General features: G+C 69.4%; 14 protein-coding genes and 1 pseudogene. 11 read left to right on the forward strand and 4 right to left on the reverse strand.

Going from position 1 to position 12684, the window contains the following annotated elements:
• Positions 1 to 503: pseudogene (locus ACN469_RS20940) on the forward strand (O-antigen ligase family protein); the annotation flags it as partial.
• 17 nt (positions 504 to 520) lie between these two features.
• Here ACN469_RS20940 and ACN469_RS20945 read toward each other — a convergent pair.
• Positions 521 to 1060, reverse strand: a complete 540-nt coding sequence (locus tag ACN469_RS20945; protein ID WP_498770506.1) for an aminoacyl-tRNA deacylase — start codon at positions 1058 to 1060, stop codon at positions 521 to 523.
• A gap of 135 nt (positions 1061 to 1195) precedes the next feature.
• A complete protein-coding gene (gene astB, locus ACN469_RS20950; RefSeq protein ID WP_498770507.1) occupies positions 1196 to 2518 on the reverse strand; it encodes an N-succinylarginine dihydrolase in 1323 nt (440 codons plus the stop codon).
• A 16-nt stretch (positions 2519 to 2534) separates the two neighbouring features.
• On the opposite strand from astB, the gene ACN469_RS20955 reads away from it, so the two are divergent.
• The 8 genes from ACN469_RS20955 to hpf all read left to right on the forward strand — a co-directional run bounded on the left by ACN469_RS20955 (position 2535) and on the right by hpf (position 9657).
• On the forward strand, positions 2535 to 3491 hold the full coding sequence (locus ACN469_RS20955) for a lysophospholipid acyltransferase family protein (RefSeq protein WP_498770508.1): 957 nt from the start codon (positions 2535 to 2537) through the stop codon (positions 3489 to 3491).
• Positions 3492 to 3503: 12 nt separating this feature from the next.
• On the forward strand, positions 3504 to 4061 hold the full coding sequence (locus ACN469_RS20960; protein ID WP_498770509.1) for a hypothetical protein: 558 nt from the start codon (positions 3504 to 3506) through the stop codon (positions 4059 to 4061).
• Positions 4054 to 4662: an LptA/OstA family protein gene (locus tag ACN469_RS20965; protein WP_498770510.1), complete on the forward strand. Its 609-nt coding sequence runs from the start codon at positions 4054 to 4056 to the stop codon at positions 4660 to 4662. The genes ACN469_RS20960 and ACN469_RS20965 overlap by 8 nt, the downstream gene beginning before the upstream one ends.
• Positions 4659 to 5402: an LPS export ABC transporter ATP-binding protein gene (gene lptB, locus ACN469_RS20970; protein WP_498770511.1), complete on the forward strand. Its 744-nt coding sequence runs from the start codon at positions 4659 to 4661 to the stop codon at positions 5400 to 5402. The genes ACN469_RS20965 and lptB overlap by 4 nt, the downstream gene beginning before the upstream one ends.
• Positions 5403 to 5649: 247 nt before the next feature.
• Complete coding sequence (gene rpoN / locus ACN469_RS20975) at positions 5650 to 7167, forward strand: RNA polymerase factor sigma-54 (RefSeq protein WP_498770512.1); 1518 nt, start codon at positions 5650 to 5652, stop codon at positions 7165 to 7167.
• Between the two features lie 57 nt (positions 7168 to 7224).
• Complete coding sequence (locus ACN469_RS20980) at positions 7225 to 7872, forward strand: GNAT family N-acetyltransferase (RefSeq protein WP_498770513.1); 648 nt, start codon at positions 7225 to 7227, stop codon at positions 7870 to 7872.
• A gap of 95 nt (positions 7873 to 7967) precedes the next feature.
• The gene (locus tag ACN469_RS20985; protein ID WP_498770514.1) at positions 7968 to 8735 is read left to right on the forward strand and encodes a hypothetical protein; all 768 of its coding nucleotides are present in this window, start codon (positions 7968 to 7970) and stop codon (positions 8733 to 8735) included.
• 250 nt (positions 8736 to 8985) lie between these two features.
• Positions 8986 to 9657: a ribosome hibernation-promoting factor, HPF/YfiA family gene (gene hpf / locus ACN469_RS20990; RefSeq protein WP_498770515.1), complete on the forward strand. Its 672-nt coding sequence runs from the start codon at positions 8986 to 8988 to the stop codon at positions 9655 to 9657.
• 314 nt (positions 9658 to 9971) lie between these two features.
• On the opposite strand, the gene ACN469_RS20995 is transcribed toward hpf, so the two are convergent.
• Positions 9972 to 10592, reverse strand: a complete 621-nt coding sequence (locus ACN469_RS20995; RefSeq protein ID WP_498770516.1) for a hypothetical protein — start codon at positions 10590 to 10592, stop codon at positions 9972 to 9974.
• A 233-nt stretch (positions 10593 to 10825) separates the two neighbouring features.
• Here ACN469_RS20995 and ACN469_RS21000 point away from each other — a divergent pair, with 233 nt between their 5' ends.
• Together ACN469_RS21000 and ACN469_RS21005 are read left to right on the forward strand one after the other, a co-directional pair.
• Entirely contained in the window at positions 10826 to 11287 is a 462-nt protein-coding gene (locus tag ACN469_RS21000) for a PTS sugar transporter subunit IIA (RefSeq protein ID WP_498770517.1), read from the forward strand.
• A 23-nt stretch (positions 11288 to 11310) separates the two neighbouring features.
• Positions 11311 to 12156, forward strand: coding sequence for a hypothetical protein (locus ACN469_RS21005; RefSeq protein ID WP_498770518.1), 846 nt, complete (start codon positions 11311 to 11313; stop codon positions 12154 to 12156).
• Here ACN469_RS21005 and dtd read toward each other — a convergent pair.
• Positions 12153 to 12614: a D-aminoacyl-tRNA deacylase gene (dtd, locus tag ACN469_RS21010; RefSeq protein ID WP_498770519.1), complete on the reverse strand. Its 462-nt coding sequence runs from the start codon at positions 12612 to 12614 to the stop codon at positions 12153 to 12155. The genes ACN469_RS21005 and dtd overlap by 4 nt on opposite strands.
• Positions 12615 to 12684: the final 70 nt, after the last annotated feature.

A 12684-nucleotide genomic window follows, 5' to 3' on the forward strand; every position in this document is an offset into this window, starting at 1 on the left:
GCGCCGTGGAGACGCTGCGGGCCCGTCACCCGGGCAACGTGGAGCTGGCCTTCACCCTTGCCTCCTGGCAGTTGGAGGCAGGGCTGACGCGGCGGTCTCGCGAGACGCTCCAGTCGGTGGGTGGCCTCATCTCGGACTACCGCCAGCGGGCGCGGATGTTGTCGATGGAGGCGGACGGCCTGGAGCGCGAGGGACTGCTGTCGCGCGCCGTGGAGCGACGACAGACGGCGGCGCGGTTGGTGCCGAGCGCGGACGCGTACTTCGCGGTGGCGCGGTTGCAGGAGACGCTGCGTCGTTATGACGCCGCGGCGCGCTCGGTGCGCGAGGGCCTGGGGCTGTTGCCGCCCGACTCCCGCGAGTCCGCGCGGGCATGGGTGACGCGCCTGGAGTCCGCCGAGCGCACCCGGGTGGACGCCCGTCGCAAGGAGCTGATGGATGACCCGAGGGCGCAGGAGCTGGAGCACCTGTTGGGAGGCCCGAGAGAGCCGCCCGTGGAGCCCTAGCGCCCGCGAACGGCGGGTCAGGCGGGCATCGGTGCTTCCTGCTCCATCAGCAGCGGAGTGAGGGGAATCACCGACGGGAGGGGCTGCTGCAGTCCCTCGTGGATGAACGAGGCCACCAGCGGCCACTCCAGCGTGGCGAAGTCCTGGAAGCGCATCTCCAGGGCCTCCTCGTGAGAGCCCGCGCGGATGAGCAGGTGCTCCGTCAGGCTGAGCGTCTCGTCCACCGCCACGGGGAGCCCGTACATCTCGCCGAAGGGCGGTTCGGCCCCCAGCTCGCAGTCAGGGAAGTGGTTGGAGAACTCCCGCTCCGTCGCGAGCCTCGCCGTGCGACAGCCCAGGAGTTCTCTCACGCGCGCGAGGTCCACGGTGCCCGCCGCGGGCACGACGAAAATCCATGGCTGTCGGTCCGCCATGACGATGACGGACTTGGCCACGCGCCAACCCGAGACATGGAGTGTCTGGGCCAGCTCCTGTGCAGTGACAGCACGCGGGTGCCAGTAGCGCTCATAGAGGACACGGTTGTGTTGCAGGTAGTGCTGGATGGATGCGGGAATCACGGGGCGTCACCTCCTTGAGGGAAAGGTGCTCACCCCGACGGTTCCGACCACCACACCCCTCGCCCCTCGACATCAGGGCCATCCGCCAGGCGCCCGCCGCCCCGTCAATGGAGCAGGCGGGCGGGCTGCCGCGGCTCACTGCTGGAAGTCGTAGACGCTCCCCAGCTTGAGGATGCGGGTCAGTTCATCCAGCGCGGTCATCGTCTCGCGCGCGAGGTTCGGGTCCTGCAAGTCACGAGGGCGCAGCACCTCGCGGTAGTGACGGCGCACCCACGCGGCCAGGGACTCGTGCAGGGCGGGCGTGTAGAAGACGTCGGCGTCGATGGCCCGGCGCTCGGTGTCCGTGAGCCACACGCGCTGGCGCAGGCACGCGGGGCCTCCGCCGTTGTTCATGGACTGGCGTACGTCCAGGTAGTGCACGGCCTTCACCGGCGTGTCCTCGGCGAGGATGCGCTCCAGGAAGCCGCGCGCGGCGGGCGTCTCGCGGCTCTCCACCGGGGCGACAATCGCCATCGTCCCATCCGGCAGCGTCAGCACCTGCGAGTTGAACGGGTACGCCTTCACCGCGTCCTTGGGCGGAAGCTCCGCGCTGCTGGCCACCACCGCGCGGAAGTCCGGCCCCAGCTTCTCGCGCAGCACCTGGAGCAGGCCTGGGTAATCCACGAAGGCCAGCTCGTGCAGCATGAGGAAGCGCTCGTTGCCCACCGCGAGCACGTCCGTGTGGAAGGCGCCCGCGTCGATGCCCTCCGGGTGTTGCTGCGGGAAGAGCACGCAGCGCGCGTCCAGTTGGTGCAGCCGCGCCAGGGCCTGGCTCGACTCCAGCGTCTGTCGGGCGGGGAAGCGCTTGGGGCCGGGGACGTCCTGCCACGCGCTGCGACCCCAGGCGAGCAGGTGCACGCCCGGGTGGCCCGGGGTGGCCAGCCGTGTGTGGTTGGCCGCGCCCTCGTCCGCGAAGTGGCTGCCGGGCGGCAGCGGCGCGTGCACCGCGAAGTGCTTCTCGTTGGAGAAGATGGAGCGCAGCACGGAGTGCGTCGTGTCCGCCTCCAGCGCGCGGTGGAACATCTGCGACAGGTTCGCGGGCGTCAGGTGCACGCGGCCGTCGGCCGTGTCCGTGCTGGGGGCCACGGTGGCGGCGTTGGCCGTCCACATGGAGGAGGCGCTGGAGGTGAGGCGCAGCAGGTGCTCGCCCTCGCGGGCGGCGCGGGTGATGACCTCCTCGTCCGTGCCGGTGAAGCCCAGGGCCCGCAGGGCGCGCAGCGAGGGGCGCGGCTGGGGAGGCAGCACCGCCTGCCCGACGCCCAGGCTGGAGACGAAGCGCATCTTCTCCAGGCCCTGGAGCGCGGCCTCACGGGGATGGCTCGGCTCTCCGACATGGCTCTGCGACGCCAGGTTACCGGGCGACAGGCCAGCGTAGTTGTGAGTAGGACCGACGAGCCCGTCGAAGTTGTATTCGCGCATGGGGTATGGAGCGACTGTGGAGCATCCCCCCTTAGCAAAGCGCCTGAAACGTTTCCTCCGGTACCTGCTCATCCGGAGCGTCCTGTTGTGCCTTCAACCCCTCCCGCTGGGTTGGGCGCGGGCCCTGGGCTTCCGCCTGGGCGGACTTGCCTACACGCTGGCCGGTGGGGAGCGCCGCAAGGCCTTGAAGTCCCTGGCCGTGGCCTTCCCGGAGAAGTCCGACGCGGAGCGGCAGGCCCTGGGCCTCGCCTCCTTCCGGCACCTGGGCGCCGCGGCGCTGGAGGTGGCCTGCACGGGCGCCCTGGACAGGGGGCTGGAGCAGCTGGTGGCCTGGCCCGCCGAGGACCGGGCCGTGCTGGACGCGGCCCTGGCGCGGGGCAAGGGCGTGGTCTTCATCTCCGGCCACGTGGGCAACTGGGAGCTGCTGGCCCGCCGTGTGTCGCGAGCGGGCTACCCTTGCCAGAGCATCGCGAAGGAGACCACGGACCCCCGGCTCACCGTGCTGGTGGAGCGCTTCCGGGCGCGGGGTGGGGTGCGCAGCATCTGGCGCGGCCAGGAGGGCGCGGCGCGGGCCATGCTGCGCGCGCTGCGCGCCGGGGAGATTCTCGGCCTGCTCATCGACCAGGACACCAAGGTGCAGTCGCTCTTCGTGCCCTTCTTCGGGGAGCTGGCGGCCACGCCTCGCGCGGCGGCGGACCTGGCGGTGCGCACGCGCGCGGCGGTGGTGACGGGCTTCTGTCACCGCGTGGAGGGTGGGGGCTACCGGCTGTCGATGGAGGAGGTGCCCGTGCCCGCTAGCGGGGACCGCGAAGTGGCGGCGCTGGAGCTCACCCAGGCCCTGTCCGCGCGAATCGAGGCGGCCATCCGGCGCACCCCCGAGCAGTGGGTGTGGATGCACCAGCGCTGGAAGACGCGCCCTCCCGTGGCCACCGAACCCGTGCTTGTCGAGGCGGCGCACGCCACCGCCCGGTGATAGAAGGCACCCGTGCCGAGCCCGTCCGTCCGACTCCTCGCCGCCTGCCTGCTCGTCGCGGCGTGCTCCCCGCGCCGCCAGGCGGAGGGGCCCCCTCAGCAGCCCCCGCCCCAGGTGGTGCTCCATGGCGCGCGCCTGATGTCCTACGAGGGCGAGCGCCTCACGCTGTCGGGCGAGGCCGAGCAGCTCACCTACCAGCGCGCGGGGGGCGACGTGCAGGCCACGAACGCCACGCTGCGCATGCCTCCGGGCACCACGGAGGAGGGCATGTCGGTCGGCACCGCCGCGGGCATGGACATCAGCGCTCCGAATATGGAGGGCAGCCTCGCGTCCAAGCAGCTGGTGGCTTCGGGGGGCGTGGTGGTCCGCACGGGCGAGGGGATGGTGGTGAACACGCCCCGGTTGACCTACGACGCCGTCCAGAAGGGCGCGCATGGCAACGAGGGCGTGCAGGTGCGAGGGCCGGCGTACCGACTGCGGGCGGACCGTTTCTCACTGTCCTTCCCGGATGAGACATTCAACTTCGAAGGCTCGGTGGAGACCGTGCTGGGAGCGGCTGAGCGTGATTGAGTTCCTCGTGATGGCGTTCTTCGTGGCGCAGCCCATGCCCGCCGTCGCGGCCACGCCCGGGGATGGCGGGACGACGCCTCCCGTCAGCGCGGACGCGGGCACCTCGGCGGCCAGCCCAAGCCAGGGCGCGCTGGGGCCGGTGGACCTCAAGGAGCCGGTGCAAATCAACGCCGACCTCATCGAGGGCGGCAAGTCGCAGGCGACGCTCACCGGCAACGTGAAGGTGAAGCACCGCACCCTGGATTTGAAGTGCGACCGGATGATTGCCTACTTCGCCTCGACGCGGGTGGTGACGCGGGTGGTGTGCACCGGCGGAGTGCACGCGGTGGACGGAGACCGCATGGCCCGGGGCGAGCGCGCCGAGTACGACGTGGCCAGCGGAGTCCTCGTCGTCACGGGCACGCCCGAGGCGCGCCAGGGGACGACGTACATGCGTGGGACGAAGGTGCGCCTCACGTTGGGCAGCGAGCGACTCGACGTGGAGAACGCCGTCATCATCTTCGAGTCCCCGCCGTCGGCCCCCGCTCCAGGCAAGCGGAAGGGCACGGCCGCGCCCGCTCGCCCGACGCCCGCGCGGCCCCAGGAGGCTGCTCCACGATGAGCGACGGGAAGCTGCACGCCGATGGCCTGAAGAAGGCCTACCGCGGTCGCCAGGTCGTCAACGGCGTCTCCTTCACCGTGGCCCCGGGCGAAGTGGTGGGCCTGCTGGGCCCCAACGGCGCCGGCAAGACGACGAGCTTCAACATGGTGGTGGGCCTGGTGACGCCCGACGCGGGCCGCGTGCGCATCGGTGACGAGGACCTCACGCACCTGCCCATGCACCGCCGCGCTCGCCGGGGCGTGGGCTACCTGCCCCAGGAAGCCTCCGTCTTCCGCAAGCTCACCGTGCGCGACAACTTCCTGTCCGTGCTGGAGCTCCAGAAGGGCATGGACAAGCGCGCCCGCGAGACGCGCGCCACCGCCATCCTGGAGGAGTTCGGCCTCACCCACGTCGCCGAGTCCCTGGGCGGCACCCTCTCCGGGGGCGAGCGCCGCCGCGCGGAGATTGCCCGGAGCCTCTTGCCCGAGCCGCGCTTCATCCTCTTCGACGAGCCCTTCGCCGGCGTGGACCCCATCAACGTCGGCGACTTGCAGCGGCAGATCTTCCTGCTCCGAGAGCGCGGACTGGGCGTCCTCATCACCGACCACAACGTCCAGGACACCCTGGGTATCTGCGATCGTGCCTACATCATCACACAGGGGCAGATTCTCGAAGAGGGCACGCCCTCCGAGATTGCCGCCTCTCCCCGGGCCCGAGCCGTCTACCTGGGAGAGCGGTTTCGTCTCCAGCAGCCCTTGTGAGGACGACTGGCCTTCGGCCAACCGAATGCATAGACTGCGTTGGCCTCGCTTTTGCGTCGACAGGTCAACACGGCCGAGTCACGCTCAGTGCGTGTAAGTTGTTGGATTCCTTGTGGAATTTTGAATATGCAAGCAAGGGACCACGATTGCACCACTAGACGCCGTCAGGGGGCCTTGTTACGTTGGCACGGTCTTTGATTGGTCCCGTGTTGTGTAGGGGCTGAATCACTCGGGGAGACCCTGTCTCATGGCGATGGAACTCAAACAAAGCCTGAAGCTTGCGCAGCAGCTGGTGATGACGCCCCAGCTGCAGCAGGCCATCAAGCTGCTTCAGCTCTCCCGCATGGAGCTGCTGGAGCAGGTCCGCGAGGAGATGGATCAGAATCCACTCCTGGAGCAGCCGGACGAGCAGGCACCGGGCGACGTGGGGGACAAGGAGCCCGGGGAAGCGTCGCTGGAGGCGGACAACGTCGAGATGCCCCGCGACGGGGACATGCCGGCGGCCACGAGCGACACGGCCACGGAGTTCAAGGCGGACGGCGACGGCCCCCCGGAAATCGACTGGGAGGCGTACCTCAACAGCTACCAGTTCAACGAGCAGACCACCGCCTCCAACAAGGGGAACGTGGCCACGGACGACCTTCCGTCGTTCGAGGCCAACCTCGTCAAGAAGGAGGACCTGGTCGACCACCTCCAGGAGCAGCTCGGCACGCTGCGCCTGAACGACGCCGAGCGCCGCGTCGCCATGCTCATCCTCGGCAACCTGGATGACGACGGCTATCTGAAGCTGCCGGACGTGGAGGGCGACCCGCTCATCCGCCTGTGCAACGAGGCGGACGTGCCCATGCACGTGGCCGAGCGCACCCTGCGGCGCATCCAGATGCTGGAGCCCCGGGGCTGCGGCGCGCGCGACCTGCAGGAGTGCCTGCTCATCCAGTTGCAGGGGATGAAGGAGCCGCAGGCGCCTCTCTTGGGCCTCATCATCAAGCGGCACATGAAGTACCTGGAGAGCAAGAACCTGCCCGCCATCGCCAAGGACCTGAAGGTCACCTTGGAAGAGGTGGTGGAGGCGGTGAAGCTGCTCCCCAAGCTGGACCCGAAGCCGGGCCGCAACTTCAGCGGCGACGACGCGCAGTACATCACCGCCGACGTGTTCGTCTACAAGATGGGCGAAGAGTACACGGTGGTGCTCAACGACGACGGCCTGTCCAAGCTGCGCATCTCCGGCACCTACCGGAACGCGCTGAAGACGGGCGCGGTGGGCCCCGGCCAGACGAAGGACTTCATCCAGGACAAGCTGCGCAGCGCGGTGTGGCTCATCCGCTCCATCCACCAGCGGCAGCGGACCATCTACAAAGTCACCGAGAGCATCGTGAAGTTCCAGAAGGACTTCCTGGACAAGGGCATCGCCCACTTGAAGCCGCTCATCCTCCGGGACGTGGCCGAGGACATCGGCATGCACGAGTCCACGGTGAGCCGCGTGACGACGAGCAAGTACGTGCACACGCCGCAGGGCATCTTCGAGCTGAAGTACTTCTTCAACTCGTCCATCTCCCGCGTGTCCGGCGAGGACACCGCGAGCGAAGCGGTGAAGCACCACATCAAGCAGCTCGTGTCGCAGGAAGACGCGCGCAATCCGTACTCGGACCAGAAGATCGTGGAGCTCTTGCGCTCGCAGGGCACCGAAATCGCGCGCCGCACGGTGGCCAAGTACCGCGAGGTGCTGGGCATCCTCCCGAGCAGCAAGCGCAAGCGGTACTACTGAGTCCGTGACAAGTGGCTCTTCCCCTCGGGCTTCCGGGGGATGAGATTCGGGGGCGCCATGAGCGCCCCTTTTTCATTTCCGTCGGATGCCGACGCCCCTCGCCGGGCGCTCGTGCCCCTCGTCGTTCCGCCTGTCGTCCTGGAGGGGCGCACGGTGCGCCTGGAGCCGCTGGGGCTCGAGCACGCCCCGGCGCTGGCCGCGCTGTGCGAGGACGACATCTTCATGAACTTCTCGGTGGTGCTGCGCTCGCTGGAGGACGTGGAGCGCTTCATCACCCGGGCGCTCGGAGCGACGGAGCGGGGAACGGAGCGGCCCTTCGTCATCGTGGAGCGCGAGACGGGGGCTGTCGTGGGCACCACCAGCTACCTGGACATCCAAAGAGAGCACCGGACGCTGGAGATTGGCTGGACGTGGCTGGGCCGTCGGGTGTGGCGCACGCGCGTGAATACCGAGGCCAAATATCTGTTGTTGAGCCACGCCTTCGACACGCTCGGCGTCATGCGCGTGCAGCTCAAGACGGACCGGCGCAACGCGCGCTCTCGCGCGGCGATTGAGCGGATGGGCGCGAAGCTCGAGGGCATCCTCCGCAACCACGTGCTGGTGCGCGGCGGGGTGGTGCGCGACAGCGTGTACTACGGCGTCATCGACACGGAGTGGCCGGAAGTGAAAGCTCGGCTGGAGGGCCTCCTCCAGCAAGCGGGCTAGCGGACAGGCGGACGTGCGCGGGGGTGGGAAAGGTGACGCCCCGGCGCCGTTCTGCTCCCAGTCCCCAGGGGTGGTGGGTATAGGGTGCGACCCGCATGCACTCTTCCTCTCGTTTCCCTGGTGGCGCGGTATCGGGAGTCCTGGTCGCGCTCGGGTTGCTGTCGGGCTGTGGTGATTCCATCACCACGGAGACCGTGGACCTCGCGGCGCTCGCGGACCGCACGCTCACGTACTCACACGCGGACATCGACCTGTTCGAAGTGGAGCAGGCCCCGGGCTCCCACCGCGTCACGGTGACGTTCTCCCAGGCGGGCGGAGACCGCTGCACCCGGCTGAACGATGGCGCCACCGCGACGTTCAACGGCCAGGCCATGCAGCTGGAGCAGGGCGGCGTCGATTCCACGGCGAGCCGCGACGTGTGCCTGCCCACGCGGGCCTTCTTCGACTTCGACCCCGATACCTGGGCGGCGCTGCCTGTCACGGATGCGCGCGTCGTCTTCCAGGACGCGAGCCACACCGTCACCCTCACGATGAAGGAGGGGCAGGCGAAGCGCGCCTTCACCGGGACGGCGACGCGACTGCTGCGGGGGCAGACGTACTCGTTCCAGTGGTCTCCGACGACCGAGTCGCTCGCCGCCGCCGGCGCCACGCTCCTGCCCGAGGGTGGCGCCGTCACCGCGGGGATGACCGTCACGCGCGAGGGCGGGAAAATCACCTTCACTGTTCCCTCGCAGCTGGGCGCGGCCACGCATCTGCTGACCCTGAGCGGCACCGTGCAGGGCGAGGTGACGGAGTGCGTGGGCGTGGCTGCCTGCCGGGGCTCCTACTTCCATTCGCAGGAGCAGGTGGTGGCGGTGCAGTGAGAGGGCTGCTCGCCTGAGCCCGTGTCTCGCGGCACCCAGCGCATGGCGCGGCGCGTGATTCCGACGCGTGATTCCGAGGGGTTGAAGAGTCTGGTGCCCCGCATGGATGCGGGCCAGCGACGCCGGGTTGTCAGCCCCCGGACGCGTGGTGCGCTCGGGAAGAGGCAACGTGGGGGGACGGGTTGCTTTCCCGAGGTCAGAAGTTTCTGATCTGTCACGCAGCTCCCCTCACCCTAGGAGGCAGCCACGCATGCAGTTCAACATCACCTTCCGTCAGTTCGGGGCGTCGGATTCCCTCAAAGAATACGCACGCGAGAAGGTCGAGCGGGTGAACAAGCTGTTGGACAGAGCAGGAGAGGCACACGTCGTCCTGTACCTGGAGCGTTACGTCCACCACGCGGACATCACCATCCAATCCGGCGCCTGGGTGCTGCGCGGGCGGGCGGAGAGCGATGACATGTACGCGTCCATCGACCTGGCGATGGACAAAATCGAGCGCCAGCTGCGCCGCTACCGGGACAAGCTGAAGACGCATCACGGTCGCGATCGCGTCCACCACCGTCAGGACCTGGTGAACAACCTGAGGGTGCGTCACGCCGTCTTCGAGGTGCCGGACGCGGAGGAGCTGGCCGCCATCGCCGCGAAGTCCACGGCGGAGCCGTCCACGACGACGACGGCCGCGGACCCCGTCGACACGGCAGCCAGCGCGGCGACGCGCGTGGTGCGCGCCACCCAGCTCACCGTCAAGCAGCTCTCGGTGGACGAGGCGGTGATGCAGATGAACCTGATGAACAACGACTTCTACGTCTTCCACAACGTGGAGTCGGACGCGCTGGGCATCATCTACCGGCGCAAGGATGGCCAGTACGGCCTCATCGAGCCCCACGAGCCGCCGGCCCTGGCCGTCGCCGCGGGGACCTGAGCCCGACGGAGTCAGTCCGGTAAGGAAGAGCCGCGCTCCGCCACCCCCCTCGAGGAGGCGGAGCGCGAACACCCCCGTCCGGTGTGTGACGGGGGCGTTGCCGTTCCTTCATGGATGCCGCATCCGGCGCCCGTGGTCGGCCACGTGCACCAGTGTCCCCCCAGCCACCCGGAATGGCGGCTGGCGCATCCGTCGCCAAGAACGACGGTGCTCGAAGCGCATATCGGCGCGAAAAAAGACGGCGCGCTCCACCCCTCCCTCGGGGGATGGAGCATGGCCGGGACGCCTGGTGGCGACGAGCGCCCGTCAGTCCGTCATTGGACCTTCTTGCACGAGGTGAAGGCCTGCTCGTTGCGCGCGTCACCCGCCATGCTCGCGACGGTCATCGCGGTCGTGACGAGGGGTGCCCGCGTGTTGACGAGCGCCAGCGTCATCAGCGCGGCCCGCTCTCCCAGGGGGCGCTGGTGGAGCGTCGCGGGGAAGGCCAGGGTGAGGTCCTTCTCCACCGTGCCGCCGCACTCACGGATGCCCGCCAGGGTGTCTCCCACGCGCTTCAGCACGTAGGCGCAGGGACCCACCCGTCCGTGCAGGTACGTGCCGTCCTCGGTGAGGTCCACCGCCAGCCCGCCGAAGGTGCCCCAGACGCGGGTGTCGTCCCCCTCCGCCAGCTCCAGCCGCGCCGCCTTGTTGCCCACGGCACCGGTCAGCCGCTGGTAGTCCCACTGGAGCGAAACGGCGTCCCTGCGGTAGCGGCCGTGCATGGCGTTGTCGGCGATGCTCAGGGTGGAGCTGGGGCCGGTGATGGAGTCGCCTTGCAGGAGCAGGGACTCCTCGGCGGCGTCTCCCAGGGCCACGCCCCTTGGAGACGCGGTGGTGGCGCAGCCGGTGGCCCACACCGAAATCACGACGAGGCTCGAGCACAGCGTTCGCTTCATGGCGGTCGCTCCCTTCCTGCTTTGATTCGAGGATTCACGGCGGGAAACGGCGGCCCTGAGGGCGCATATCGCCCCCTGGGACGACCGGGGAGGGTGGCCTGGGGGTGACCCAAGGCCCCCAGGCCCTGATGCGCAGTGAGCGGCCGTGAGGCCAGGATGGCAGGCGACCCTTGCGCGAATCGAGGGTGAGGAGTAATTGCCGCCATCTCAGGAGCGCCAGCGCGGGAGCGTCAGTGAGAATCGCCGAGTTCCTCAGCCCCCAAGCCGTCATCGCGGACATGCAGTCGCGGACGAAGCCGGAAGTGTTGCGCGAGTTGAGCGCCACGTTGGTGCGGGCCCACCCCCTGCTGACGGAAGACCGGCTGGTGGAGGTGCTGCGCGAGCGCGAGAAGCTGGGCAGCACTGGCATCGGCGAGGGCGTGGCCATTCCCCACGGCAAGCTGCAGGGCATGTCGCAGCTCCAGGCGGCCTTCGGCGTGTCCCGGACGGGCGTGGACTTCGAGGCCATCGACGGCAAGCCCACCAACCTGTTCTTCGCGCTGGTGGCCCCGGAGAACAGCGCGGGCGTGCACCTCAAGGCGCTGGCTCGCATCTCCCGCCTCTTCAAGAACCCCCGCTTCCGGGCCTCCATCCTGGAGGCGACGACAGCCGAAGCCATCCACAAGCTCATCATCGAGGAAGACGCACGGCCCTGAAGGCCGTCCCGAGGGGGGACCCCATGGACGTGGTGTTGCGGCCCATCAACGACCGGTTCTTCCATGAGCAGGTGCTCCCGTTCCTCTCGCGCGCCATGGGTGACGCGACGGGGGCCCTGGAGTCGCTGCTGGAGACGCTGGGAGACGGGCAGGCGCGGATGCTCTGCGAGCGGATGCTGGCCACTGCGGTGCCCGGGGGCCTGGGCTCGGTGGACGCGGACCCCTGGTCGGACCTGGTGGACCGGCTCGCCTTCCTCCCCTGGAAGGAAGGCCCCGCGGGCTGGGAGGTGGGCGCGCAGCACGCCGGCTACGCGGACGCCTGGGACGAGGCGCTGCACCTGGCGCTGATGCTGGAGGAGTCCAACTACCCGTACTGGGACTCGAAGGGCGCCCGCGAGGTGCGCGACGGCTTCCGCTTCAGGCCCCTGGCGGACATGGGGCTGGCCTCGCTGCTGGCGGGGCACTGGGACCCCTTCCCGGAGTTCCCCCCGGACCGCGTCTTCGTCACCCAGGGCCGGGGCGAGTACTTCCCCACCGAGCGCTTCGCCTTCGCCGACTGGGCCTGGCGTCCGGCCCGCGCGGTGGCGCACTGGCAGGTGAACCTGCCGCGCAAGCTGGAGCGGCTCATCGCCCGCGAGCAGGAGCGCATGAAGCTGCCGTCGCTGCCGGAGAAGGACGAGGTGCTCGGCTACTGGCTGGGCAAGCTGGCTCAGCCTCCTCCGCTGACGGTGGCCTTCTCCGGGCTGGGGCCGCGCGCGGCGAGCTGGATTCGGGAGCTGGGCGCGCTCACCACGCACATCCGCCAGGCGGCGCTGGCCAAGCAGGGCCTGGCCGCCCTCGTCACCAAGGGCAGCACCGTCCGCATCTAGGGCTTGGGCGGCGCCGGAGCCGGGCTGTCGAGGAGGAGGGTGACGGGCCCGTCGTTGACGAGCGCCACCTTCATGTCCGCCGCGAAGATGCCGGTGCCCACGGTGAGGCCGCGCTGGCGGAGGCCCTCGCAGGCGCGCTCGTACAGGGCCTTGGCGACGGCGGGCTCCATGGCGTCGATGAAGCTGGGGCGCCGGCCCTTGCGCGCGTCTCCGTAGAGGGTGAACTGGCTGACGACGATGAGCTGTCGGGAGGTGTCCTCCAGGGAGAGGTTCATCTTGCCGGCGGCGTCCTCGAAGATTCGCAAGGTGGCGAGTTTCTCCACCATCCACGCCACGTCCGCTTCCGTATCGCCCTTGCCGACGCCGAGCAGCACCAGCAGGCCGGGGCCCATCTCACTCACCCGTTGCCCGTCCACCGTCACCGATGCCTCCAGCACCCGCTGCACCACCGCTCTCATCGAAGTTTCCTCCACGGCTGTCAGGGGCACCCCTCATGATGCGCCCGGCTGTTATCGGCATCTTGGGCGT

The organism is Corallococcus terminator, from assembly GCF_049194865.1.
Lineage (GTDB): Bacteria > Myxococcota > Myxococcia > Myxococcales > Myxococcaceae > Myxococcus > Myxococcus terminator_A.